Source organism: Peribacillus deserti (assembly GCF_002863585.1).
GTDB lineage: Bacteria > Bacillota > Bacilli > Bacillales > DSM-1321 > Paraperibacillus > Paraperibacillus deserti_A.
Map to the genome: position 1 here is coordinate 53384 of NZ_PGUY01000038.1, position 25514 is coordinate 78897.

Below are 25514 nucleotides of genomic sequence, written 5' to 3' on the forward strand. Positions count from 1 at the left end.
ATTTGCTTTTTTGTTCAATCAGGATATCTTATCAAGCTGAAGAAAATCTTGATTGAACAAATATAAAAAATGATTGGAGTCCTCTTATATGCATAGTTTTACTTACTTTTAATATTCTCCTTTAATCACAAAAAACGAGCCGCGAATTGTTCCAGCTAGTTTAGTTCTGCCTGGCAAACTTAAACTTTCCTTCTAATTCCTTTGGTATCTCCATACCCTTGAGAAAGCTTAAAACCAACGGCCCGCTTCTTAGTGTCATCAACCGTATACATGAGAAAGACCATCCTCATAAAAGACTTTGGCCATATTGATATTTTCCACCTGAAAACGCGACGTTTCTAATGGTTTGGCCGCAAACTCAATATCACGTTCTTCTTTCAAAAATCGGTTCACATAATCAAGTGTCTCGCAGGACGCTAGCTGGTACAACCGTAAAGTCATGCTTGTATTTGTTCATATAGCAGCGGGCATCATTAGCACGTAAACCAGCAAGAGTTTCTGTGACAGGTGAAGACTCTAAATCAACCGTAGACACATTTTTAAAATCTACAATATAGGACAATTCCATCCCTCCAGTTATCTCTTTATTTCCTAACAACAAGTATCCACATTTCTCCAAATACTAAGCCGTTACGCTGCCCCATCACAACCCTTGCATTTGGCCCGCCAACATAGGCAAAATTCTTTGCTTCTGGCAAGACTTGACCAAAAGCAATACCAGTAAGCATATTACTCAATGTATCAGCGGTCACTGCTTCCCCTTTTACAACGAGGTATTCTCCACACTTGGTGACATAACAGAGAAAGTTACATTTAATAAATAAAATTCTTGAGGTCAGTTTTCTTTATAGGAAACTGACCTTTTTAATTGGCACAACTACTTCTATTTTTACATTGACCGGCCATAAATAGAGGCGGCTGGTTTTAACAATACAGACACGAACTTACGTACACTGACCAATAACCCCAGCATAAGGAACTTTAATCCTTTTTTTGTAAAAGCTCTAATTTATGGACAAACATTGAAGTATGTAAAGTCTCTAGACTGTTTTCAACCACAGATGATTTTTTCTTCCATCATTGTATTTCGGACAGAATGAGAATTTTTTTTTTCGGAATAATACTATTGATTGAATTTTAATACATGGAGGGTGAAATGAATGGATAATCAAAAATTAGCTGCCCATGAGTCCTTGGACTTACATGAAGTCATTAATTTTAAGACGCTTTGTGTAGGGAAATCGAAATTAATGCAAGGATTGGTTTTTGATGATGATTTGAGAAATTTAATGAAAAAAGATGTTGAACAATCGATACAAGCGCTTGGACAGTTACAGGAAGTCTATAAACGAGCACCATTCGAAGCTCCTGTTCCTGAAAACCGCCCAACACCAACAGTAAACTTGAAAGGAGTGCATATGCATTGAACAATGACTATTTAGACCCAATAAACTCCATACATGTACCTGAGCTTGCAGACACCACTTTTGCTATGGACTTCCTTCTTCGTGCAAAAGAAGGGGTTCGGAATATTGCTGTGGCATTAACAGAATCCGCGTCACCGGATGTTAGGGCCCTTTTACGGGATCAGCTAATGCAGGGGATTGCGATGCATCAGGAAATTACAGAACTTATGATTAATAAAAAGTGGTTCCATCCATACGAACTAAGTGAACAGTATAAACTAGATCAGCTCTCTGCCAATAATACGGTCATGATTGGCAAAATGAATCTATTCCCTGTGGAGACTAATAGAAAAGGTTTGTTTGCCCAGACACCTGATGAACATTCTGATAAACAATAACAAAGGAGGCTGTATAGAATGAAGGCTGTAACGTATCAAGGCATTAAAAACGTTGAAGTGAAGGAAGTTGAAGACCCGAAGATTCAAAAGCCTGATGATATGATCATTAGAGTAACCAGTTCAGCTATCTGTGGTTCCGATCTACATCTAATACATGGGATGATTCCTAATCTGCAGGAAAACTATGTCATTGGTCATGAGCCAATGGGAATCGTTGAAGAGGTGGGACCAGAGGTTACGAAGCTGAAAAAAGGTGACCGTGTAATTATTCCATTTAACATTGCATGTGGTGAATGCTTTTACTGCCAAAACCATTTGGAAAGCCAATGTGATAATTCCAATGAAAACGGAGATATGGGAGGATTTTTCGGTTATGCAGGAATAACTGGCGGTCACCCAGGAGGGCAGGCAGAATATTTGCGGGTGCCTTTTGCTAACTTTACTCATTTCAAAATCCCTGAGTCGGTTGAAGAACCTGATGAAAAGCTTGCAGTTATTGCGGATGCGATGACTACTGCATTTTGGACTGTTGACAATGCGGGGGTAAAGAAGGGAGATACAGTTATTGTTCTGGGCTGCGGTCCGGTAGGACTTTTTGCACAAAAATTTTGCTGGTTAAAAGGTGCAAAACGTGTGATCGCCGTTGATTATGTGGACTATCGTTTACAGCATGCGAAACGTACGAACAACGTGGAAATCGTAAATTTTGAACAATATGAGAATACAGGCATGCATCTGAAAGAAATCACTAAGGGTGGAGCAGATGTTGTCATTGATGCGGTAGGCATGGATGGAAAAATGACTGATATGGAATTCCTTGCAAGCGGCCTCAAACTGCATGCCGGAGCATTTAGTGCGTTTATCATTGCTTCACAGGCCGTTCGAAAAGGCGGGACAATCCAAGTTACAGGTGTTTATGGCGGAAAATATAATGGATTCCCAATGGGTGATATTATGAACCGCAATGTTACCATCAAGACGGGACAAGCCCCTGTCATCCACTATATGCCATATATGTTTGAATTAGTCCAAACAGGCAAAATTGATCCGGGAGATGTAGTGACTCATGTTCTACCGCTCAGTGAAGCCAAGCATGCTTACGAAATCTTTGACACCAAAATGGATAATTGTATAAAAGTCATATTGAAACCATAAGAAGGAGGTTTATCATGAATTACGCCTTACATGAAGTTCTTGAGGTCCATGAAATGGCTGTATTTAAGACCACTTGTTTAACTAAGTCCAAAACTATGAAAGCCCTGGTTACGGATGAAAGGCTACAAGGTATTATGCAGCAGGACATTGATGTGTCCAGTAGACAGTTACAGGAATATGCTTCTATTTTATCTAACGCAAAGCAGCAGTGAGGAGATGAATAATATGAATCCAATTATTGAAAATTTAACTGGCATGAATGCACTCTCTGACCAAGTAATTGCCATGGATTTATTGATTTCAGCAAAAAGCGGAGTCAGGAATTATGCAATGGCAGTTACCGAATCAGGCACACCTGAAGTGAAAGAAATCCTAACCCGCCATTTAGTGGAGGCGATTGATATGCATGAGCAAATCTCTGCTTATTTGACAGAAAAAGGATACTACCACGCTTGGAATCCGAATGAACAATTCAATTTAGATGTTCAAAATATCAATACAGCATTAAATTTACCAACTCTATAAACAATGAAAGGAGGCTGACCCTTAGCCTCCTTTCATTTTGACTTACATTCGATTTTCACTGTCAGTTATATATGCCATGGTTCATCGCACAAATAAACTGGCATACTCAAAGTATGTGCCGCAAGGGGAACTGTTACGACAACGGTTATAGAGAATTTCTTGGGTATCCTGAAATCCGAACTGCTCTATCTTAAGAAATTTGAAAGTGTAGAACACTGCTTTAAGTTCGAACTTGAAAAATATATAGAATCCTATAATCACAAACGTATCAAGGCAAAACTAAAAGGCCTGAGCCCGGTTCAGTACCGAGTTTAGACCTTGCAAGCTGCCTAACCTGAGTTAACCTGTCTAACTTTATGGGGTCACTTCAGATCAGCAGCCGGCTTTATATTTAAATCCAATTGCAATTATCGAGTAACCCGTTTATCGGGAAACCTCATTGTTTTTATACTCTCTACAAACAGGTTTTTAAGCAAAACCTTCTAGTACAATTTTACCAATCGCTGTATTGCTCTCCAAAAATTTGTGGGCTTGACGGAGATTTTCTGCTGAGATCGGTCCAAGGACTTCGGCCAGTGTTGTCTTTAATTTTTGATGGTCCACAGCATCAGCAATACGATTAAGCAATAGATGCTGCTCAATCATATCATCTGTTTCGTAAACAGGGCGAGTAAACATAAACTCCCACACGAAGGTGACGCTTTTTTGCTTAAGCAATTTGAGGTCCAGCGGAGAAGTTGGATCATCAATTGCGCACACAACCCCTTGCGGAGAAATAGCTTCGCTAATACCGGCCCAGTGTTTTTCCAAAGCATTCAGGCAAAAAATGTACGGAACGTTTGTAAATCCAATTGCTTGAAGTTGTGGAAGGAGCGGGTCATGGTGGTTAATGGTATAGTCCGCGCCCATTGATTTAACCCAGTTAACAGTTTCCGATCGGGAAGCAGTCCCGATTACAGTAAGCCCCGCTTGTTTTGCAAGCTGAGTGGCAATGGAACCTACACCCCCGGCTGCACCAATGATTAGCAGAGCCTTTCCTTTGTTAGCGCCCGGATCTTGGGAAATAGACATTCGGGTAAATAACGCTTCCCAAGCTGTAATGGAGGTTAGGGGAAGAGCTGCGGCTTCCACAAAACTTAAGGAAGCAGGCTTGCGCCCAACGATTCGTTCATCGACCAGATGGTATTCACTGTTTCCGCCTTGTCGTGCAATACTGCCAGCATAAAAAACTTCATCTCCCGGACGAAACAATGAACAGTCCGGTCCTGTCTCTTCGACGACTCCTGCTACATCCCAACCTAGAATTTTAGGAACTTCCTCAACTCTTTCCTTAGGAGCTCTAACCTTTGTATCAACAGGATTGACCGATATGGCCGCAACTTTGACCAAAATGTCTCGCCCCGTTGCTTTTGGTTTTTCTACAACTACGTCCACCAGGCTTTGGGGATTGTCAATTGGAAGGTAACGAGTTAATCCTACCGCCTTCATTGTATTCATGAATAAACACATCCTTTCCTTATTAGTATACCCGTTATGAGTAGTGGCTTAAAATAATTACGATTAGCCTATAGTTCCTAAGCATCAGTGAAATTTAGTATTTATATAGATGTGAATGAGGTGTTAATAGTATGGAAGTTTAACCTTACAAGTGCCGTTTTATCTTTTAATCCCAGGTTCACTTTAGATCCAACCCTTTCTATCCGGCGTCTATTGTGAATCTATATGAACAATAACTTTTAGTCATAAACAAATGAACTATGGCTGATTTTCTGCTCTAATACTCAGGTAAAGAAGGGAAACCACTAAGATGGTTTCCCTTATAATGTTCCGTCTTGTTTGGTATAAGGGATATTCTTATACTTGCTGAGCAAGGACCATTATCATCACGTTTCCCATTTTTTGTTAAACAATTCAAGGATTAAGAGATGGAATGAGATAAGCGAACTCCTTATACAATAGGAAGCCAGCCGGGGATGCCAGTATAGTACTCCCACATTTTATCAGAAATAGCCAGTTCTTTTTGATCTTTTTTAGATAATGTTGTACGGATTTTTTCTTCTTCACCGGCTTGTACTTTTTGTACCCACTGAGGTTCCATTATCAATTCTCTCCCTAAAGCGATTAAAGGAACACCTGTTTCAAAGGCACTCATCACTTCATCGGGTGTTCTCAACATCCCAACACCCATTACAGGAACACGGTCGCCGACACGTTCATGGATCATAACAACCCGGGATGTCTCATCGTTATCATCACGGATTGACCCGTTCCAAAAGCCGCCGACAGAAATATGGAGATAATCCAGCTCCTGGTCCGCTAACTTGTCCACTAATTGCAGCGTGTCCTCCATGGTGATGCCAGGGTTCTCCCTTTCTTCAGGCGATAACCGATAGCCGATGATAAAAGGTTTTGTTGCATGGTCTGAAACTGCTTTTCTAACAGCGTCAACTACAGCAAGCGGGAAGGACATACGTTTTTCCAGTGTTCCACCCCACTTGTCAGTTCTGCGATTAGAATGTGGAGAAAAGAATTGCTGGATCAAATACGTATTGGCACCATGGATTTCAACTCCATCATAACCAGCTTCGATTGCTCTTCTGGTTGCTTCACCAAATGCTTTAATGATTTCATCGATTTCGTCTGCTGTCATTTCGCGAGGTACCACGGCATCGTCCCGTTCCGCTGCTACCGCACTCGGAGCAATTGGTTGACGATCGAGCAATTCTTCAGGCGGACACATTCTGCCGCCGTGAAAAATTTGTAAAATCGCCTTTGAACCTTTTTCCTGTATAGCTGTTGCCACACGTCTTAAACTGGGAATCAGGGAATCGGAATCTGCACCAAATTCACCCGGGAATCCTTTGCCATTCCTGGTGACGTATGTGCATGCGGTGATGACCGCTCCTACACCCCCGGCACGTTCTTGATAATACGCAACTTCTTCGTCTGATACTTCACCATTTTCATGTGCCGCCGTATTGGTCATAGGTGCCATAGTAATACGGTTCTTTATTTCAACTCCAGAACGGAAGGTAAATGGTTTAAAAGCAGCTTCATATTTTGGGTTCATCTTTTTTTCTCCTTTTGTTTACATCAAATTTGTTAAAGGGTTTTGCCTTTTAGCAAATGGATACATTGACTACAAAAACTTCTTTGACCCATACTTTTTATATACTATACAAAAAATTCATAGAGATACATTAAAAGCTTGCCCATGAGGTCGGCCAATTTTGACCTATTTTAGCTGAGTAATTTCAGCCAATATTTCATAGGAATGGAGGCGGGCCTTGTGATCGTAAATCTGGGCGATTGCCATGATTTCATCGGCTTGACTTTCATGCATAAACGCTTCCAGCTTTTCTTTTACGGTTTGAGGACTGCCGACAATCGAAGTTCCTAATTGATTCTCAAGGGCAGCCATTTCATAATCGCTCGCTATATCATTAATATTATCCACTGGCGGCTGCAATGGGACTTCCTTCCCGCGCATCAAATTCAAGAACTGCTGCTGCAAAGTTGTAGCAAGCCGCTCAGCTTCCTGATCCGTATCAGACGCAATGATGTTTAGCCCTACCATTGCATGCGGTTTATCCAGAACTTTAGAAGGCTTAAACGAACGGCGGTACAGCTGGATAGCCGGCAGTGTGTTATGCGGCGAGAAATGGCTCGCAAATGCAAACGGCAGTCCAAGCTCTCCCGCCAGCTGGGCACTGTATCCGCTTGAACCTAACAGCCAAACAGGTATGTTTAGTCCCTGACCCGGAATGGCTTTAACATGGCTATATCCTTGTGCCAGGGAAGGGTCAAAGTAATTCCGGAGCTCAGCCAGCTGCTCAGGGAAATCTTCTCCTGAACTTCTCAAGTCTCGTCTTAATGCACGTGCGGTAAGCTGATCAGTGCCTGGTGCACGGCCCAAGCCAAGATCGATACGTCCTGGATATAAGGATTCCAGAGTACCAAATTGCTCAGCAATAACAAGAGGTGCATGATTCGGCAGCATAATGCCGCCTGAACCTACCCGGATTTTTGATGTACCTGCTGCAACATGGGAAATGACTACCGATGTTGCAGAGCTGGCGATAAATGGCATATTATGATGCTCAGCGAGCCAATATCGGTTATACCCTAGCTTTTCTGCGAGCCGGGCCAGCTCCAACGTATTGCGAAAAGAATCAGCCGGCGTACTTCCATCTGCAATTGGAGAGAGATCCAGGACCGAGAATGGAATATCCGTAATTTGTTTTGTATCATTTTCAGGCATATGCTCATCTTCTTTCTTTAAAAATTTCGTTTCAAACCTATATAAGAATTTACAGATTGTTTTCTTTGTCTTCTTTGTACTGCTTCCATCTAAATCACATTAATGAACTCATTTAATATCTGCAGAAAATACATCCTTTATTAGACCAGACACTGTTCAATTTACTGCAGCCTGAGCCAAAATTTCATAAGAGCGCAGCCGTGCCTTATGATCAAAAATCTCTGTATGGGCCATAATTTCATCAGGGTCAGTCTTTTCTATTAATTCATGGAGCTGCTGCTTTACACCTGCAGGGTCCCCGATAATGGAAGTGAAAAGCTGTTCTTCAACCGCCCTGCGTTCATTATCGTTCCAAAGCTCGTCCATAGTATCAACAGGAGGCAAAATGGGCGAAGGCTGTCCGCGGGTTAACAAAAGAAATTTTTGATACATCGAAGTGGCAAGCCTTTCTGCCTCCTGTTTTTCATCAGCAGCCACCACTTGAACGGCTAACATTACATAAGGCTCCTCCAAAAATTGAGACGGACGAAAATAATCCCGGTACAGTTTTATGGCCTCCATCATGTTACCCGGAGCAAAATGTCCCGCGAAAGAGAATGGTAACCCAAGTATTCCAGCCAATTGTGCACTATAAAACCCTGAACCTAACAGCCAAATAGGCACATTTGTTTTTTCGCCGGGAATGGCGTGAAAACTAAATGAACCATCCTCAGTGGCTGTTCCTGTACCATAAAGATAGGCGATAAGCTCCTGAAGCCGGGCTTCAAATTCAGGTTCACCAGCAACCCGCTGCCGCAATACATTTGCTGTATATTGGTCGGTACCGGGGGCCCGCCCCAATCCAAGGTCGATCCGGCCAGGGAAGAAGGTTTCCAATGTTCCAAATTGCTCAGCCACGGAAAGAGGAGAATAATGGGAAAGCAGCATTGCGCCTGATCCAATACGCATTTTTTCCGTGACAGAGGCTACTCGTCCAATAACGATTGGGGATGCTGAACTCGCCATTCCTGCCCAATTATGATGTTCAGCAAGCCAAAACCGTTTATATCCCCACTGCTCTGTTTTCTTTGCTAGATCAAGCGTGTTTCGAAGGGAAAGTTCGGCTGATCCTCCCTCGACAATTGGGGAGGGATCTAGTACTGAAAGTTGTATTTTCTTTGTCATCATTCATCCTCCTTTTATACAATTGAATTTTTTAAAGCTGGCCTGTACCTTTATGGGTTGGAAAGTAGGGTAAAACAAATTCTCCAAGTTCCTGGATTACTTCCTCTGGAGGGCGCTTGGAAAAATACAGAACAAACGCCAAATGGTTGACGCCAATCGCTTGAAATTGATGAAGCAGATCAACTAAACGGTTTCTTCCTACGGAATAGCCTAAGGGTATGGGGACAGGCATTGCATCGGGATTTTCCAATAAATCGATGAACAAGCTTTGAGAGAAGGGTTTAAAATCTCCTGGAGCATGAACTTCAGTTAAAGCACGATAATCCTGGATAAGCTGCGCCTGTTGATTAATGCTTCTTGGGTATTGAAGCCACCCATCCCCATTCCTGGCTATCCAATTGATAGACTGATTACTAAATCCAGTCACCATGGTCGGAATTGAAGATACAGGCTTTGGGATTAACCTCATATCTGTACCATCAATCAGCCCTCTGTTGCTGTGGATTGTCGGCTGATCCTCTTTTAACAGCCGGTCGAGAATTTCAAAATTTTCTTTAAACAACGGGCCGCTTTCTTGCTTAGATATCCCTAAAGCTGTAAAGTCTTTTTCCCTGTCCCCTGATGCCACCCCCATAATCAATCGGCCTGGAAACAATTCATCAATGGATGCAGCTTCCTTGGCTACCCTGACGGGGTGGCGCAAAGGGAGAACTACACTTCCTGTCACTAACGCAATGTGCTTCGTATAGGCAGCAAGATACGTCAAATAAATCCATAAATCGTACTTTTGGCCGTTATCATCAATATTCAAATTCTGCATCGTAATATCACGGAGCCATAATGAAGCAAAGCGATATTCCTCAATTTTACGGGCAAGCTCCAGCTGATTCTCCATAATCGGATTTTTAGACATCCTGGCAGTCGGGAGGGTAAATCCGAGTGTCATTTTGTCTTTCTGGTACATGCTGTTATAGGCACGATGATGTTGAAAACTCACTCTTGGCCCTCCTTAAACGGTTATATTTTTAAGCCTATATACTTTTCAAACTGTTCAATGGTTTTCTGATTGCGTCGATAATAAGTCCATTGTCCGATTCGCTTCATTTCCACCAGCCCGCTTTGCAATAGGATGGACAAATACTGGGAGGTGGTGGACTGTGATAGCCCTGCTTTGATGCGAATATCACTAACACAAACACCGCCATCAAAGCCTTTTTCTTTTATAACATGAGCCTGCGGGGAAAAATTATTATCAGGTTCTTTCAACATTTGAAGAATATTTACTCGTATTTGATTTGACAGAGCCTTGAAAATTTCAACTGCCTGTTCGTCATTTAGGATATTTGATTCCCGATTCAACGGTGCCCGCCCCTTTCTGATCTTATTAAAATTTATTTTGCTTGGAATGCGTATAAACTAATCGAACAAAAGGATATCGGTAATTTGCGATATCTCTATATTATGTTCCTTTATACCCAAAATCAAATTTTATGCTTTATACAGGACCGGGAAACGGCTATAAAGGAACTACACAACTTAGCTTAGAGAACAGGTGCCGGGAGATGAGGCTGATTTTTCCTATCTTTTAAATGGTTTGGAATGGTATACAAGAAGAAAAAGTTGGTCCAGCAATTGGTCGAATTTCATCTGAAGGCACTGGGCGCAACAAGCATATTATGTGAATTTCAATTATCGAGTAGGTAGGTTAGGAAATGATTTATGCAGGATTAGGGTTGAAGGGGAATGGAAGGGTAAATGAAATACTTGGTCAAGGACATGCTATTCATGATTTTGGTGCTACCTTTATATACAATTCACCAAATTCAAAAAAATATTCCTGAGAAATTCCTTTTGAATTTATATTTATATCAAGACCAAAAGGCTGTTCCATAATTGGAGGTCCATCATTATATAAAACGCAGGAAGAAGATTGGCAAGAGTATCCTGGCAAAGATTCTATAGAGAAACTTCTTCAAATGGTTCTCAGAAAGATCAACAATAGTACAACTATTAACTTACCTAATGTTATTAAAAATGTTTCAAAAGTTAGTGAATAGCTTAGTTATGATTGATAAATTTTTTGTTTACCGTTTGCATAGGTACGGTGAGCCTTATCATAGTTTTCATACATTGATATAAGACTGGCACATAGACATGGTCATATTAATTAGGTTTATGTTCCGTCGAAACTAAATCTTATATTGTTATATTGTGCTGAAGTTACTGAAGTAGATCCTTGGCTTTCCCAGTAATAAAAATAGGCAAGCATAAAAAGCATTTCATTAATAGCTCTCTAACATGTGAAAAATGGGAATTATAATTTTCCCTTTTAAAAAAATCTTAGATATAATAAAATGCAGAAAATGGCGCTTGAGATCTCATAATACAGTTGAATGCTGAAAAAGGTCGGGGTAATGTTGCAAGACAAGATGAAGACTATTAAACTTTCTAGTGTAGATTAGTCCATTTAAGCAGAAGACGAAAAAGGTCTCAGCTGGAAAAAACTGAATTTATACAGACATGTTCAAAAAGTATGTTATTTTAGATAATAATAATTTTAAAGTACTTTTGAATTATTTTTGAAGAAGACCAAGAAAATAATAGGTGTCGTTTGAATCGAACAAGATCCTTTAAGGTGAGTGAAACTTATGATGGAAGAGGTATTGAGGCAAGTCCAAGAGGGCAAATTAAGTGTTTCGGAAGCTAAGGAAAAGTTAGCCACATATGAGAATTTAGGTTTTGCAAAAGTTGACCATCACCGGAAGAATCGCCAAGGATTCCCAGAAGTGATTTATGGAGAAGGGAAGACTAAAGAACAAATCTTCTCTATTATTAAGGCTATTAGATCTAATAATAATGATGTGTTAGTTACACGAATTTCAAAAGAAAAAGCTGATTATATTCTTCGTGAGCATCCTGAATTTATTTATCATGAAATAGCACAGATTCTCTTCTGGAAAGAGAACACAACAAGTAGTAAGGAACCTTACGAAGGGTATATTGCGATTGTTTGTGCTGGAACATCAGACCTACGAGTAGCAGAAGAAGCTGCAGTTACAGCTGAAGCATTAGGAAGTGAAGTTCGCCGCTTTTATGACGTAGGAGTCGCTGGGATTCATCGTTTATTTGATAATATTGAACAAATACAACAAGCGACGGTCTCAGTAGTAGTAGCAGGAATGGAAGGAGCTCTTCCAAGTGTAGTTGGCGGGCTCGTATCTCATCCGGTAATTGCCGTTCCGACAAGCGTTGGTTATGGTGCAAATTTCAATGGCTTGTCAGCATTGCTGACCATGTTAAACTCTTGCGCATCAGGCATCAGTGTTGTGAATATCGACAATGGATTTGGGGCTGCTTACAACGCTGTACTGATAGATAATATAGCAAAAAAAGGAGCCCAAAAGGGATGAAAACACTTTATATCGATTGTTTTTCAGGGGTTAGCGGTGATATGTTCATTGGAGCTCTCTTAGATGCAGGTGCAGATCCGTCTATTTTAGAGAAAGAACTAAAAAAGCTAAATTTTGAAGATGAATATGAATTGACTTGGAAAAAAATCGTGAAGAATGGGATCACAAGTACTAAATTTGATGTAGTTTTAGCACAGCCTGATCACCATCATGAACATAACCATCATCATGGAGATGACCACGACCATGAACATGATCACCATCATGAACATAACCATCATCATGGAGATGACCACGATCATAAACACAATCACCATCATGAACATGACCATCATCATGGACATGATCACCATCACGATCACGATGATCACCATGGACATGACCACCATCACCGATCATACAGTGATATTATAAAAATGATTGAATTATCCGAATTAGCAGTCGAAGTGAAAGCGATGTCATTGAAAATCTTTCGGAAAATTGGTGAAGCGGAAGGACATATCCATGGTGTTCCTTTAGAAACCGTTCATTTTCATGAAGTGGGTGCAGTCGATTCAATCATTGATATTGTCGGAGCTGCGATCTTAATTCATCAATTAGGCATAAAAAAAATAAAATCTTCATCCATTCCTGTAGGCTCAGGGAAAATACATATTGATCACGGTATTTATCCAGTTCCTGCTCCAGCCACCTTAGAAATATTGAAAAATGTACCGATCGAACAAAGTAATGTAAGATTTGAACTTACAACACCAACAGGTGCAGCGATCGTTGCTGTACTGGCAGAAGAATTTTGCACAATTCCGTCAATGGAAGTAAAGTCAATCGGATATGGTGCCGGAACAAAAACCTTTAAAGACCGTCCAAATGTTCTCCGTGTAATCATTGGAGAATAGTCCATTGTGAAGGAAACAGATATGATTTTTCAAAATATGAAAAAAACACTAAAAAAAGATGAAAAGACTATGGCTAATGTCCTTTTCTATAAATATGTACGAGAGGAGTATAAACGTGGAATCTAGTCCTTCTAACAATGAACATATTGATGAAGAAATGGTCAAGATGGAAGTAAATCTGGATGATGTGCCAGGAGAGTGGCTCGGTTATGTTATGGACTTACTTTTTGAAGCAGGGGCAAATGATGTATTTTATACACCTATTTATATGAAAAAAAATCGGCCGGGAGTTCTACTGCAACTCCTTTTAACACGTCATAAAATAGATAGAATGAAAGAAATTTTATTTAAAGAAACAACTACATTGGGTGTCCGCTATTATCCATTAACGGTTCATCGGCTTGAAAGGCAGTTTAAGAGCGTCGAGACTTCTTGGGGGCCTTTGACAGTTAAGGAAGGATACTATGATGGAAAACTCGTACAAGTAGCTCCAGAATATGAAGAGTGTAAAGAAATTGCCAGAATTCATAATATCCCGTTAAAACGCGTGTATGAGCAGGTTTGGAAAACGATCAATAATGATTAAATAAATGTTAGAAAACGGATAAAGGGTTTTAGACCTTTATCCGTTTTTTTAATGACCTTAGAAGAGATAAAGGTTAGATAAACGATAAGAGGAGCATTTGTCCTTCCTAACTGATAACTGTTGAAAAACAAAACAAAATGTCCTCTTGACAACAATATTCGAAAAAAGATAAAATGATAGCGTTCACAATGTGATGCGATTACCAACAGTTCCAGCTTGGTTCTGTATTATGTGTATCATAAAGTGAAGCATGTGTTGCAATATTATCTCTTTACCAAACTGTTAAGTTAATAGAACTTTTATAGCAGTATTCTTAAAACGCAATGCAATTAACTAAAGTTGATTCTTTATTTTCAACCCTTTTATGTAAGCACTTGCAATTATGAAGATGGAGATAAAAAAGCTTGAGTTATTTGGTAAAGGGCAGAAACATTACACCGTAAGGTAGGTCATAGGTAAAAGAAATAGGTTGCAGCACTTTTTATAAAAAAACACAACAAGTTTAGGGGGGGCACAAATGCCTTTAGTAATTATTGCAATAGGGGTATTATTATTAATTATTTTAATTATGGGCTTTAAATTAAACACATTTGTTTCGTTAATCCTCGTATCATTTATCGTAGCTTTATCGCTTGGGATACCTTTAACAGATGTTGTCAAATCAATTGAAAGCGGTTTAGGAGGGACTCTCGGCCATATAGCTTTAATATTTGGTATGGGGGCAATGCTAGGAAGGTTAATTGCGGATGCAGGCGGCGCCAATCGTATTGCGATTACCTTAATTGACAAATTTGGAGAAAAAAGAATTCAATGGGCTGTTTTATTTGCCTCATTCATTTGTGGTATTGCCTTATTCCTTGAAGTAACCATTGTATTATTAATTCCTATAATATTCTCCATTGCCAAAGAATTAAAAGTTTCCATTGTACACTTAGGTCTTCCAATGGTTACCGCTGCCTTAGCGACACATGCGTTCTTACCTCCACATCCGGGGCCGACTGCTGTGGCTGCCGAATATGGTGCAAATATTGGCTTAGTTTTAGTTTATGGAATTATTGTTGCCATTCCAACTGTTATTTTAGCAGGTGTCTTGTATCCAAAGCTTGCTAAAAAGATTGTGCCGACTGCTTGGACTAGAGAAGGCAGTGAGTCATTTGGGGTACAAAAAACATTTAAACTAGAAGAAACGCCTGGATTCGGTATCAGTGTATTTACAGCGCTATTCCCAGTTATATTAATGGCTATCGGTGCTACCGTTGATATCATTCAACCAGCTATCGGTTTTGAAGATAATATGCTAGTGAAAGTGATCCGTTTTATCGGGAACTCTTCAACTGCAATGGTACTTTCCTTACTATTGGCAATCTATACAATGGGACTGAACAGAAAAGTGCCAATGAAAAACTTAATGAATTCTTGTTCTTCAGCCATCAATTCATTAGGCATGCTGCTTTTAATTATTGGCGGAGGCGGTGCATTAAAACAAGTTCTTATTGATGGCGGTGTTGGTGATTATGTAGCCAAAATATTTGAAGGATCTAATATGTCACCTGTCTTTTTTGCATGGACTGTAGCGGCTATTTTACGTGTCTGCCTAGGCTCTGGGACTGTTGCCACTTTAACAGCAGCAGGGTTAGTTCTGCCGACACTTGGTACGATGCCCGATGTAAACTTGGAATTGGTGGCACTAGCAACTGGAGCCGGCAGTGCAATCGCATCGCATGTGAATGATGCGGGATTCTGGATGGTTAAAGAGTCTTTAGGTATGACCTTGAAAGAGGCATTTGGGACATATACCGTGCTTTCAACTGTTGTTGCTGTATCAGGCTTAGTATGTACTCTATTATTAGATATAATCTTATAAAAATAACTGAAGAAAACCATTTTATAGTCTCTATAAAGTGGTTTCTTTTGTATCTGTGCAAATATAAAAATACAAAGCTGTTTTTGTAAACTTTGTTGCTATTTATCCAACAATTTGAGTTGTTGATTTCTTCTCTAGGATGCTCGCTTTCCGCGGGGCTCACCTGATATAAAAGCGGAGGACGGTTCTTTTCACGAACTAATTTAATTGAGACAAAAATGATATGGTCTTTATTTAAGAAGTAGAATCACACTAGAAAGGCAGACACCTGATAAAGAAGACTTGCTGATTGGCAAGCGTTAGCGAAGACAGAAGCTTAGTCGCCCTTATGCGTAAGCCGCCATCTAAAGGCATGCTTTTGCCCGATGGCGGCTGGCTTATGAACGAAGGTGGCAGTTCGCAGCTGGATGTAGAGTCTCGACACCTGAAGCGAAGATCAACTTCTTATCAACAGTTCGGTATCACAATACCATTTAAAAACAACAATCTTTTAGAAAACAGCAATATATAAATAGACATTTAATGAAATCGCTTTAATAGCTGCTTTTCCTTTTTTAGAAGTTCGCTTATAATTTAGTAGTGTTGCAATTTGCAAATTTTATATTAGTTCTTTTGAAAAGAATAAGTGATTTTTTTAGTGGTAAAGTTACTAAACTTATTAGAATTCGTATAAATAGAGGTGGAATTAAGATGAAGGATAAGTATGAACGATTGAAAGAGATCCTGAAAGAAATGGGCAATGTTGTTGTTGCTTTTTCCGGTGGTGTTGACAGTACATTATTATTAAAGGTTGCAGTTGATGTTCTAGGAGTGGATAAAGTCTTGGCTGTTACAGCTGATTCTGAAACATACCCTTCAAGTGAATTAGAAGAAGCTAAGAAGCTGGCTAAAATGATTGGTGCAAGACACCTGGTTATTGAAACCTCTGAACTTAATATTCCTGGCTACGTGGAAAACGATCGGAACCGTTGCTATTTCTGTAAAAATGGGTTGTTCGAACAAATTGTACCAATCATGCATCAGCAGGGATTGGAAAATGTTGTGTATGGTTTAATTGCTGATGATATGAACGAACATCGCCCTGGGGTACGTGCAGCTAAAGAACATGGTGTTCGCGGCCCGCTCCAAGAAGCAAATCTTTATAAAGAAGAAATCCGTGAGCTTTCAAAACAATTAAGTTTGCCTACTTGGGAAAAACCATCATTCGCTTGTTTATCTTCGCGAATTGCATATGGTGAAAAAATCACACAAGAAAAATTAACAAAGGTTGAAAAATCTGAGGCTTTTATAAAAGCAATCGGAATTAGACAAGTGCGTGTTCGTACCCATGAAGAAATTGCCAGGATTGAAGTGGAACCTCAAGATATGCAGTTAGCTTTAACACACCACAAAGAAATCATGGAAGCCCTCCAGCGTTTCGGATATAAATATGTGACTCTTGATCTTCAAGGCTACGTCAGCGGCAGCATGAATAAAGTGTTGGCACCTACCCTTAATTAAAGGAACCCCTTTCAGAGACATTACTTTTAATCCTCTCTGAGGTCAATAAGCTTAGGAGGATTTTTCCGTATTAACAGACTGATTTTTGTATTTAGAAAGGGAAGGAGAAAATGATTAAAGCATTGGTTATTGTCCCTTATAAGGGATTGTTTGAAATGATGAAAGAGATCCAACATGAAGTGGAAGATATGGAATTAGATATTGAATTAGGGAATTTATATGAAGGAGTGGCTATCGCTAAGGCTGCGGAGAATAATGGCTATCATTTTATCATAAGCCGCGGCGGTACAGCATCCATGATTCAAGAGGCAGTATCTATACCAGTCATTGACATTCAGGTATCTGGCTATGATGTCTTACGCATCATAACACTTGTAAAAGGATTCTCACGAAAAGCTGCTATTGTTGGATTCACTAATATTACACAAGGTGCCGCTACGATATGTAAGCTTCTTGATTTAGATATTAAAACATTAACGATTGCAAAAGATATTGAGGTAACAGAAAAATTATCGAAGTTAAAAGAACATGGCTATGAAGTCGTAATCGGAGATGTGGTTACAGTACAAACTGCTAAGCAATTGGGGCTCGAAGGAGTGCTAATTACTTCAGGAAAGGAAGCTATTATTGATGCATTAGAAGAAGCGAGAAGGTCATATAGCATATTCTCGCGGCTTCAACTGGACGTTTCTTTATTTCAATCCATTCTCGACTGCAGCGATCAAGCCATAGGGGTTTTTAACAGAGAAGCGAAATTTGTTTATGGGAATGAATGTTTTCATAAAGAATTTCTTTGGATGAAGTTAGAGAATTCAGCGGATATTAAGAAGTTGATCCAGGAAACTGTATTATCACATGAGAGGCAAACAAAAACCGTTCACTTCGATCATTCATTCTGGAACATTTCAGCCTGTCCCAAAGATGATGCAGCAGTATTATTTTTTGAAAAAAACATTTCTAATCAAGCTATCCCACAGGATGGGGGCGTGCATCTGAAAGCCATAGAGTTTCACGCTTCCCCTTCATATATCCCTATTTCCGGAAAAAGCGTTATGATTCAGAATGTCATAAAGCAAATTGAGGAATGCGGTAAAAATGGAGCACCAGTGTGGATTTGCGGGGAAAAGGGTATTGGAAAAGAATTAGTTGCCCACTCCATTTATTCCAAACGAAAAAGAATGGATGAACCGTTTATTGTACTGCACTGCGACTTATTAAGTGCCGATCAGCTGAAAGCTTTAATGAACGAGGACTTTAATCAAAAACACGCCGATGGAGTAATTTACTTAAAGAATATTGATAAATTGACCCACGATATGCAAAAGGAATTATATCTTATTGTGACGGATGGAAATACTAAAAATCTGCAGTGGTTAGTGTCTTCTGAGAGCAATATTGAAGAAAAGGTTAAAAACGGAACTTTTAATCGTGATTTGTATAAGGAATTGGGGCAATTACAAATTTATATACCCCCTTTAAGGGAACGAAGAGAGGATATTGAGGATTTAGTTCATGTATTTATTTCTGAATTGCACCCCAAATATGGCAATGAAGTGGTTGGGATTCGAATGGATGCATTAGAGCAAATCGCGAAATTTAATTGGCCCGGAAATGTAGAACAGCTTAAAAATGTAATTGAACAATTATTTCTCCAAACAAACTCTTATTATATCGAGAAGGAAGATGTAGAAAGCGTCTTAAAACGATTAGAGGAGCAGGAGCATTATAACAATCCATTATCTTATATAGATATTAGCGGTACTTTAGAAGAAATTGAAAAACAAGTGATTACAAAAGTCCTTGAAGAGGAAGGATTAAATCAATCAAAAGCAGCTAAACGTTTAGGAATTAATCGTTCTACATTATGGCGCAAGCTAAAATCATAGCTTGCGTTTTATTGTACTAAATGAGAGTGTTGCAAATAACATCACATTTTACATTGTGAAACAGTTTTTATATAAATTCATTGCTAAATGCAACATTTTAATTTATTATTTAATAGTAAGTTTGTAAGCGTTTTAGATAGCCAAAGTAGCATAATATTGTGGTTAGGAAAAACCTAAACTGAATGTGAGTAATTTTAAATTAAATTGAATCCTTATCTAGCAAACCGAAAAAGGCGAATAAAGCCAAAAAAATAAATATGCAACTAAGAATGAAGTAATACGTAAAGGGGGTCGGTGTGCAGGTGAAATTAGCAGTTATTGCAGATGATTTGACAGGTGCAAATGATACTGGTGTCCAATTTGCAAAACAAGGTTTAAATACGACAGTGCTATTTTCAGATACAGAATTACAAGCATCACATTTAAGTGAAGATGTCATTGTTTTAAATTCAGATAGTCGTGCATTAAATTCAGGGAAGGCTTATGAAGTAGTTTATAATGTGGCAGCACAATTGAAAAAACTAAATGTTTCAAAAGTCTTTAAGAAGATTGATTCCACTATGAGGGGAAACGTTGGCCAGGAAATTGAGGCCGTAATGGATGTATTTCATTATAAGACCTCTTTTATAGTACCGGCTTTTCCGAAGAGTAACCGAATTACAAAAAATGGGAATCACTATGTCAATGGTGTACTGTTGGCAGAAAGTGAAATAGCTTTGGATCCTGCCTGCCCAGTAAAAGAAAGTTATCTGCCAAAACTGCTGCAGGGACAAAGTAAGCGGCCTGTCGAATTAATTTCCATGTCTGATGTAGAAAAAGGTAAGAGTCATTTATCAAAAAAAATGAATGAGATGACATCAGGAAAAACTTCAAAAATTATTATCGTGGACGCGACTACCGATGAAGAACTAAAGACCATTGTCGAAGCCGCTCAGATTTTAAATGAAAACATACTCTGGGTTGGTTCCGCCGGTATTGCTTATCATCTTTTCAACACAGGTCTATCTGAAGAACAAATATCTCAGAAACATGTCGGTAACAGACTTCCAGTTCTGGTAGTAGCAGGTAGTGTAAATTCTATTATTGAGCGTCAAATTCAAGATATGAAAGAGACATATAATATTAATGAAATTGTTATTTCTCCTGAAGAATTCTTTTATGAAGGTAGGAGAAAACTGGAAATTGAACGAGTTGTGAAAGCTGGCCATGATTTACTGGAAAAAGGCGATTTAGTGGTAACGACCAATCGTAGGCGTGAGAAGATAAATACCGTAAAGGATCTGCAGCGTCAACTTGGTCTATCGAACTTCGAAGTTGGTAATACGATTGCCCAAGCTATGGCTGAAATTGCCGGCCAATTAATTGAAAGCAGTAATATTTGCGGGACTGTATTAACAGGCGGGGATATTGCAGGGGCGACATGCAAAGTATTAAATGGCGAAGGAGTTCGTGTAATAGGTGAAGTAGAGGCTGGTATTCCTTACGGGAAATTGTTTGGAGGTTCATTTAATGGTATTCCGCTGGTAACCAAAGCAGGTGCATTTGGAACTGAACAAGCACTTTCAAAAGCTCTACAAACCATTACGGAAATAAATGCCCATATAAGAAACTGCGATTGGCGATATACGAATATTTCATAATATGCAAACTAATTACTGAAAGCATAGGGAAATACGCATAGTATTTGCCAGGGCAGTTACTTCAAAATCGACATTACTAATGAAAAACAAGATGTGATAACGGGAGGAAATGATTATGGCTGTGAATAAACCAAGTATTGCTATTACAATGGGGGATCCTTCAGGAGTCGGACCCGAAATTATCGTCAAATCTTTAAATGATCAAAACATTTACGAGAATTGCCGTCCATTTGTTGTGGGAGATCTTAAAATTCTAAAAAAAGCTCTAGATGTAACAAATATCGAGCTTCAATTAAATAGCATTTCAAATCCAGAAGATGCAAAATATGAATGCGGAACAATTGATATTATAGATTTAGATTTAGTATCTGAAAATTTACCGTGGGGACAAGTTTCTGCTGAGGCCGGAAATGCTGCATTCCGCTATTTAGAGACAGCCATTGCTTTTGCGAATGAAGGGAAAATTCATGGGATTTGTACAGCACCATTAAATAAAGAAGCGCTTCATAAAGCTGGTCATATTTATCCAGGTCATACTGAAATTTTAGCTGAATTAACAAATACAAAAGATTTTGCTATGATGCTGTCTGCTCCTGGTTTAAGGGTCATACATGTAACAACCCATGTTGGAATTATTGATGCAGTTAACAAAATTAATGTTGATCGTCAATATACAGTTATTAAACTTGCACACGATACATTACAAAAAGCAGGCATTAAATCACCTCGAATCGCAGTTTGCGGAATTAACCCACATGCTGGAGAAAATGGTCTTTTCGGGAATGGAGAAGAAGAAGAAAAAATTATTCCGGCTGTAGAAAAAGCACAGGAAGAGGGTATTAATGTACAAGGGCCACTTCCAGCTGATACTTTATTCTTTAGAGCAAGACGTGGTGATTTTGATATTGTTGTGGCACAATATCATGACCAGGGGCATGGGCCAATTAAAGTACTGGGTCTGGAAGCAGGGGTTAATATTACTGTTGGTCTTCCAATCATCCGTACAAGCGTTGACCATGGTACCGCTTTTGATATTGCTGGGAAAAATATTGCGGACGAGCTGTCGTTAAAAGAAGCGATCCGGATGGCGATCGAATTAGCTCCTGAGTAATTAGCATAGTTAAATGATTCATATATTCAAGCAAGAGGTCGTAAGGTAGATCTCTTGCTGCTTATTGTTACTTATAACAAAATACACTGATCAATAACCAAAAATTGTATGTGCTTTATTTTGAAAGGAGAGCAATATGATGTCTTTTCCGAAATTCGCAAAAATAAGACAGAAATTTCAAGTAGAAAGTATTAAGGATATCCCTGCAACGATTTCAGAACAATTTAACCATGTAAAATCTGATGAAAAAATAAAGCCTGGCATGGAGATTGCCATCACCGTTGGAAGCAGAGGGATTGCGAATATTCCTTTAATTGTTAAAAGTGTAGCTGATGAAATTAAAAGGCGAGGGGCAACACCGTTTATCATTCCTTCTATGGGAAGTCATGGCGGGGCTACTGCTGAAGGGCAAATTGAGGTATTAGAAGGACTGGGTGTAACGGAAGAATCTACTGGCTGTGAAATACGTTCATCCATGGAAGTAGATGTCATCGGAGAAACGTCTGCAGGCATCCCAGTATATATTGATAAGCATGCTAACAAAGCAGATGGAATCATCATTATGGGCCGTGTTAAGCCGCATACTGATTTTAAAAATAAGATTGAAAGCGGCGTCTTAAAAATGGCTTCGATCGGAATGGGAAAACATAAGCAAGCTTTGGCTCTGCACACTTATGGCATTAAGGGAATCAGTGAGATGATGCCAGAAGTTGGGAAAGTTGCGATTAAAAATTCTAATACACTTTTTGGAATCGCTATTGTTGAAAACGCTCATGAAGAAACAGCCATCATAGAAGCGATTAATCCTGACGAAATTGAAGATCAGGAAAGAAAATTGTTGGAAAAAGCTTTTAATTTAATGCCAAGCCTTCCAGTTGATGAGATGGATATTTTGCTTGTTGATGAAATCGGAAAAAACTATAGTGGAACCGGTATGGATACAAATATTATTGGCCGAATTCGTGTATTAGGAGTAGAAGAGCCGAAAAAACCTAATATCAAATATGTTATTGCTTCGAATTTAAGTGAGGCCAGCCACGGGAATGCACTAGGAATAGGATTAGCTGATTTAACGACAAAGCGTTTATTTGAAAAGATAGATCTAAAAACAATGAATGAAAATGTTGTTACAAGTACCTTTTTAGATCGCGCTAAAATTCCAATTGTTCTTGATAATGACCAAGAAGCGCTAAACGCAGCCCTGCGTGCTAATTGGGGGGTAGCTTGGGAAGATGCAAGAATTGTCAGGATTCCAAACACTCTTCATATTGGGGAACTACTTGTATCTGAAGTTATTTTTAACGAGTTGAAAGATAAAGAAAACATCGAAGTATTAGAAGATCTCAATGAAATAAAGTTTGATGAAGACGGTTATTTTTTGCCGATGTAACAGGTAATCTTTGCGAGGATTTAAAATTGTAGAGAGAGCAAAGGTGATGGAAGGGTAAAGGGGGAGGAATCTAAATGGATATAAGCTTTTTATCCATTCTAGGATTAGGCTTTGTGCTGGGAATCAAACATGCAATTGAACCAGATCATGTGATTGCTGTATCCACTATTGCCAGTCAAAGTAAAAAGTTATCCCGTTCTTCTCTTGCGGGAGTATTTTGGGGAATCGGTCATACTGCAACATTGTTTATAGTGGGAATTATCCTTCTGGTTATGAAAGGTCAAATACCAGAAAAATGGGCAATGTCGCTAGAGTTTTTGGTAGGTATTATGCTGGTTTATCTTGGCATTACCACGATCACTTCATTAAAAAAGATACATGTTCATCAAAAAGAACATAATAGTGAATCAAGTAATAAAGCAGAAAATCTATCATATTTAAAATCTATGTTCATTGGTTTCGTTCATGGTTTGGCTGGGAGCGGTGCAATGGTGCTATTAACGATGAGCACCGTTAACACAGTTTTAGAATCAGCTATTTATATCTTTATATTTGGCTTTGGAACTGTTTTCGGGATGCTTTTCTTTACAACCATTCTTGGAATTCCGTTTATCTTTAGTGCCAATCGAGTTGGGTTAAATAAAACTCTTACCCAGTTTACAGGAGTAATCAGTACAGTCTTTGGTATCTACTACATGTATAATTTAGGGGTAGGAGAAGGATTGTTTAAAATGTGGCTGCAATAATCTTCTTTCCCCTAGCGGCTTTACATAAAGGGGAATTGAACGAATTAATTGGCTGAGTGAATTCGTCACTAGAGGGCACATTTCAGATACTCAGCAAAAAGTGCCAATTTGGGAAGATATTCATATGAATGCGTGTAGGCTAATCTTATTAAAAAGGCTCTTTTCAAAAAGATTGTTGTTTTTTAATAAGTTTTGTTACGTCACTCTATTGTTCAGTCAGGGTGATTGGAGCGTAAGGTGCGAGACTCCTGCGGGAGCAGTAGGCATTGTCCGGCTCCAGCGCCTAGACCCTCCAGTCATAAGCCAATCGGTCCATCGAAAGGAAAACCGCTTTCCACGGCCCGCTTGTCTTATGCTTGTCGGGTCTGAACAAGGCACTTCCGCTTTTCTATCAGGTGAGATCCCGCAGGCAAAGCCGAGGAGGCTCACCGCCCGCCCCGCGGAAAGCGAGCATCCTGGAGCGGAGATCAACCTCTTGTTCAATAGCAGCAAAGTCTGCGAAAACAGCCTTTTATAAAGGGGAGAGATATAACTTAAAATGCAATAAAGAGGCAGCTCAGAGGAACGTCTATCCCTATTAACGACATAATAACCTCACATGTAACCGCATTCAATGACTGAGCCGCTCAGGTATAGTATTCATAACCACGAGCAGCTTGGTTCGGATTGCTGCCATACATTTTATTTTCTATAAGTGAGGTTCTATGAGTGTACTGTGATACTTTCTGGATGTACGGAAGATGGTCTTATAAGATCTTTTTGGTACAGAAAAAACAGAGCGATGCACGTGGGGGATATTGCTGTATATACTGATCAATTTGGTGAGAATTAAAGGGTTTGGCAGACGATCAAGATGCCGTATCATCTATTTGCATGCAGGACAATACGCGCAGTAAAACTTTAGTAGTAAGGCGGATAGATATGCTTAAAGAAGTATGTGTAGAGAACTTTGAGGGAATTTCGACGCTGATTGCCAAAGGGGCAGGCCGCATTGAGCTTTGTGACAATCTTTCTGCAGGAGGTACAACCGTAAGCCATGGCGTTGCTGCAAAGGCCATAGAATACTGTCATAGCAAGAATATTAAGGTCATGTCTATGGTAAGGCCAAGAGGCGGGGATTTTGTTTATACTAATGAAGAAATTGAAATTATGAAGCTTGATTTACTCCATCTCAAACAGCTAGGCACAGATGGAGTCGTGTTTGGCTGTTTAAATCATACAGGCTGGATTGAAGAGGAAGCCATGGCCGCGCTATTAGAGCTGGCTGAAGGGGTGGAGGTCACCTTTCATATGGCGTTTGACCAAATAAGACCTGAAAACCAGCTTGATGCCATTGATTGGCTGGTGAAACAAGGTGTACATCGAATTTTGACACATGGAGGCCCATTGGATTCCGAGATCGAAAATCATTTGTCCAGGTTGCAGGAATATATAGACTATGCCGCCGGCAGAATCATAATCCTCCCTGGAGGCGGAATTACCAATAACAATCTTCATGCCATTTCATCTGTATTAAATATTAGCGAAGTTCATGGGACAAGAATAGTTGGTTAAAAGGTCAACCACCTTCTTTTAC

General features: G+C 39.4%; 23 protein-coding genes and 3 pseudogenes. 18 read left to right on the forward strand and 8 right to left on the reverse strand.

Features of this window, described 5'->3' with window-relative positions; all coding sequences use genetic code 11:
* Positions 1-108 precede the first annotated feature (108 nt).
* Both CUU66_RS12510 and CUU66_RS12515 read right to left on the reverse strand, forming a co-directional pair.
* A pseudogene (locus tag CUU66_RS12510) lies at positions 109-568 on the reverse strand (phage tail protein).
* 16 nt (positions 569-584) lie between these two features.
* A pseudogene (locus CUU66_RS12515) lies at positions 585-782 on the reverse strand (transcriptional regulator); the annotation flags it as partial.
* A gap of 378 nt (positions 783-1160) precedes the next feature.
* On the opposite strand from CUU66_RS12515, the gene CUU66_RS12520 reads away from it, so the two are divergent.
* The 6 genes and pseudogenes from CUU66_RS12520 to CUU66_RS12545 all read left to right on the forward strand — a co-directional run.
* On the forward strand, positions 1161-1427 hold the full coding sequence (locus tag CUU66_RS12520) for a hypothetical protein (protein WP_026692012.1): 267 nt from the start codon (positions 1161-1163) through the stop codon (positions 1425-1427).
* A complete protein-coding gene (locus CUU66_RS12525; protein ID WP_101642658.1) occupies positions 1424-1804 on the forward strand; it encodes a spore coat protein in 381 nt (126 codons plus the stop codon). Before CUU66_RS12520 ends, CUU66_RS12525 begins: the two co-directional genes overlap by 4 nt.
* 18 nt (positions 1805-1822) lie before the next feature.
* Complete coding sequence (locus tag CUU66_RS12530) at positions 1823-2959, forward strand: zinc-dependent alcohol dehydrogenase (protein ID WP_101642660.1); 1137 nt, start codon at positions 1823-1825, stop codon at positions 2957-2959.
* A gap of 14 nt (positions 2960-2973) precedes the next feature.
* The gene (locus CUU66_RS12535) at positions 2974-3171 is read left to right on the forward strand and encodes a hypothetical protein (protein WP_101642662.1); all 198 of its coding nucleotides are present in this window, start codon (positions 2974-2976) and stop codon (positions 3169-3171) included.
* A 13-nt stretch (positions 3172-3184) separates the two neighbouring features.
* Positions 3185-3484 (forward strand): spore coat protein, encoded by a 300-nt coding sequence (locus CUU66_RS12540; protein WP_026692008.1) that lies wholly within the window; start codon positions 3185-3187, stop codon positions 3482-3484.
* Between the two features lie 107 nt (positions 3485-3591).
* A pseudogene (locus tag CUU66_RS12545) lies at positions 3592-3799 on the forward strand (IS3 family transposase); the annotation flags it as partial.
* A gap of 153 nt (positions 3800-3952) precedes the next feature.
* On the opposite strand, the gene CUU66_RS12550 reads toward CUU66_RS12545, so the two are convergent.
* The 6 genes from CUU66_RS12550 to CUU66_RS12575 all read right to left on the reverse strand — a co-directional run bounded on the left by CUU66_RS12550 (position 3953) and on the right by CUU66_RS12575 (position 10250).
* Positions 3953-4981 (reverse strand): zinc-binding alcohol dehydrogenase family protein, encoded by a 1029-nt coding sequence (locus CUU66_RS12550; protein WP_257967983.1) that lies wholly within the window; start codon positions 4979-4981, stop codon positions 3953-3955.
* Positions 4982-5432: 451 nt separating this feature from the next.
* Positions 5433-6554 (reverse strand): NADH-dependent flavin oxidoreductase, encoded by a 1122-nt coding sequence (locus CUU66_RS12555; protein ID WP_101642666.1) that lies wholly within the window; start codon positions 6552-6554, stop codon positions 5433-5435.
* Positions 6555-6719: 165 nt separating this feature from the next.
* Positions 6720-7745, reverse strand: coding sequence for an LLM class flavin-dependent oxidoreductase (locus CUU66_RS12560; RefSeq protein ID WP_101642668.1), 1026 nt, complete (start codon positions 7743-7745; stop codon positions 6720-6722).
* Positions 7746-7901: 156 nt separating this feature from the next.
* Entirely contained in the window at positions 7902-8909 is a 1008-nt protein-coding gene (locus CUU66_RS12565; RefSeq protein WP_101642671.1) for an LLM class flavin-dependent oxidoreductase, read from the reverse strand.
* A 31-nt stretch (positions 8910-8940) separates the two neighbouring features.
* Entirely contained in the window at positions 8941-9906 is a 966-nt protein-coding gene (locus tag CUU66_RS12570) for a TIGR03571 family LLM class oxidoreductase (RefSeq protein WP_101642674.1), read from the reverse strand.
* 20 nt (positions 9907-9926) lie between these two features.
* Positions 9927-10250 (reverse strand): ArsR/SmtB family transcription factor, encoded by a 324-nt coding sequence (locus CUU66_RS12575; protein ID WP_101642738.1) that lies wholly within the window; start codon positions 10248-10250, stop codon positions 9927-9929.
* Positions 10251-11557: 1307 nt separating this feature from the next.
* On the opposite strand from CUU66_RS12575, the gene larB reads away from it, so the two are divergent.
* The 12 genes from larB (at position 11558) to CUU66_RS12635 (ending at position 25492) form a co-directional block, all read left to right on the forward strand.
* On the forward strand, positions 11558-12319 hold the full coding sequence (larB, locus tag CUU66_RS12580; RefSeq protein WP_101642676.1) for a nickel pincer cofactor biosynthesis protein LarB: 762 nt from the start codon (positions 11558-11560) through the stop codon (positions 12317-12319).
* Entirely contained in the window at positions 12316-13215 is a 900-nt protein-coding gene (locus CUU66_RS12585) for a LarC family nickel insertion protein (protein ID WP_101642679.1), read from the forward strand. Before larB ends, CUU66_RS12585 begins: the two co-directional genes overlap by 4 nt.
* Before the next feature lie 115 nt (positions 13216-13330).
* Entirely contained in the window at positions 13331-13801 is a 471-nt protein-coding gene (locus tag CUU66_RS12590; RefSeq protein WP_257967984.1) for a LarC family nickel insertion protein, read from the forward strand.
* A gap of 517 nt (positions 13802-14318) precedes the next feature.
* The gene (locus tag CUU66_RS12595) at positions 14319-15665 is read left to right on the forward strand and encodes a gluconate:H+ symporter (protein WP_101642681.1); all 1347 of its coding nucleotides are present in this window, start codon (positions 14319-14321) and stop codon (positions 15663-15665) included.
* 289 nt (positions 15666-15954) lie between these two features.
* The gene (locus tag CUU66_RS23790; RefSeq protein ID WP_142383726.1) at positions 15955-16176 is read left to right on the forward strand and encodes a hypothetical protein; all 222 of its coding nucleotides are present in this window, start codon (positions 15955-15957) and stop codon (positions 16174-16176) included.
* Between the two features lie 179 nt (positions 16177-16355).
* A complete protein-coding gene (larE, locus tag CUU66_RS12600) occupies positions 16356-17165 on the forward strand; it encodes an ATP-dependent sacrificial sulfur transferase LarE (protein WP_101642683.1) in 810 nt (269 codons plus the stop codon).
* Between the two features lie 110 nt (positions 17166-17275).
* Positions 17276-19051 carry a sigma-54-dependent Fis family transcriptional regulator gene (locus tag CUU66_RS12605; RefSeq protein ID WP_101642686.1) on the forward strand — a complete coding sequence of 592 codons (1776 nt, stop codon included), beginning with the start codon at positions 17276-17278 and terminating at the stop codon, positions 19049-19051.
* 296 nt (positions 19052-19347) lie between these two features.
* A complete protein-coding gene (locus CUU66_RS12610) occupies positions 19348-20691 on the forward strand; it encodes a four-carbon acid sugar kinase family protein (RefSeq protein ID WP_257967985.1) in 1344 nt (447 codons plus the stop codon).
* A 115-nt stretch (positions 20692-20806) separates the two neighbouring features.
* Positions 20807-21802 (forward strand): 4-hydroxythreonine-4-phosphate dehydrogenase PdxA, encoded by a 996-nt coding sequence (gene pdxA, locus CUU66_RS12615; RefSeq protein ID WP_101642688.1) that lies wholly within the window; start codon positions 20807-20809, stop codon positions 21800-21802.
* Between the two features lie 139 nt (positions 21803-21941).
* On the forward strand, positions 21942-23192 hold the full coding sequence (locus CUU66_RS12620) for a lactate racemase domain-containing protein (RefSeq protein ID WP_101642690.1): 1251 nt from the start codon (positions 21942-21944) through the stop codon (positions 23190-23192).
* A 74-nt stretch (positions 23193-23266) separates the two neighbouring features.
* Positions 23267-23938, forward strand: coding sequence for an urease accessory protein UreH domain-containing protein (locus CUU66_RS12625; RefSeq protein WP_101642692.1), 672 nt, complete (start codon positions 23267-23269; stop codon positions 23936-23938).
* Positions 23939-24859: 921 nt separating this feature from the next.
* Positions 24860-25492, forward strand: coding sequence for a copper homeostasis protein CutC (locus tag CUU66_RS12635; RefSeq protein ID WP_101642695.1), 633 nt, complete (start codon positions 24860-24862; stop codon positions 25490-25492).
* Positions 25493-25514 lie beyond the last annotated feature (22 nt).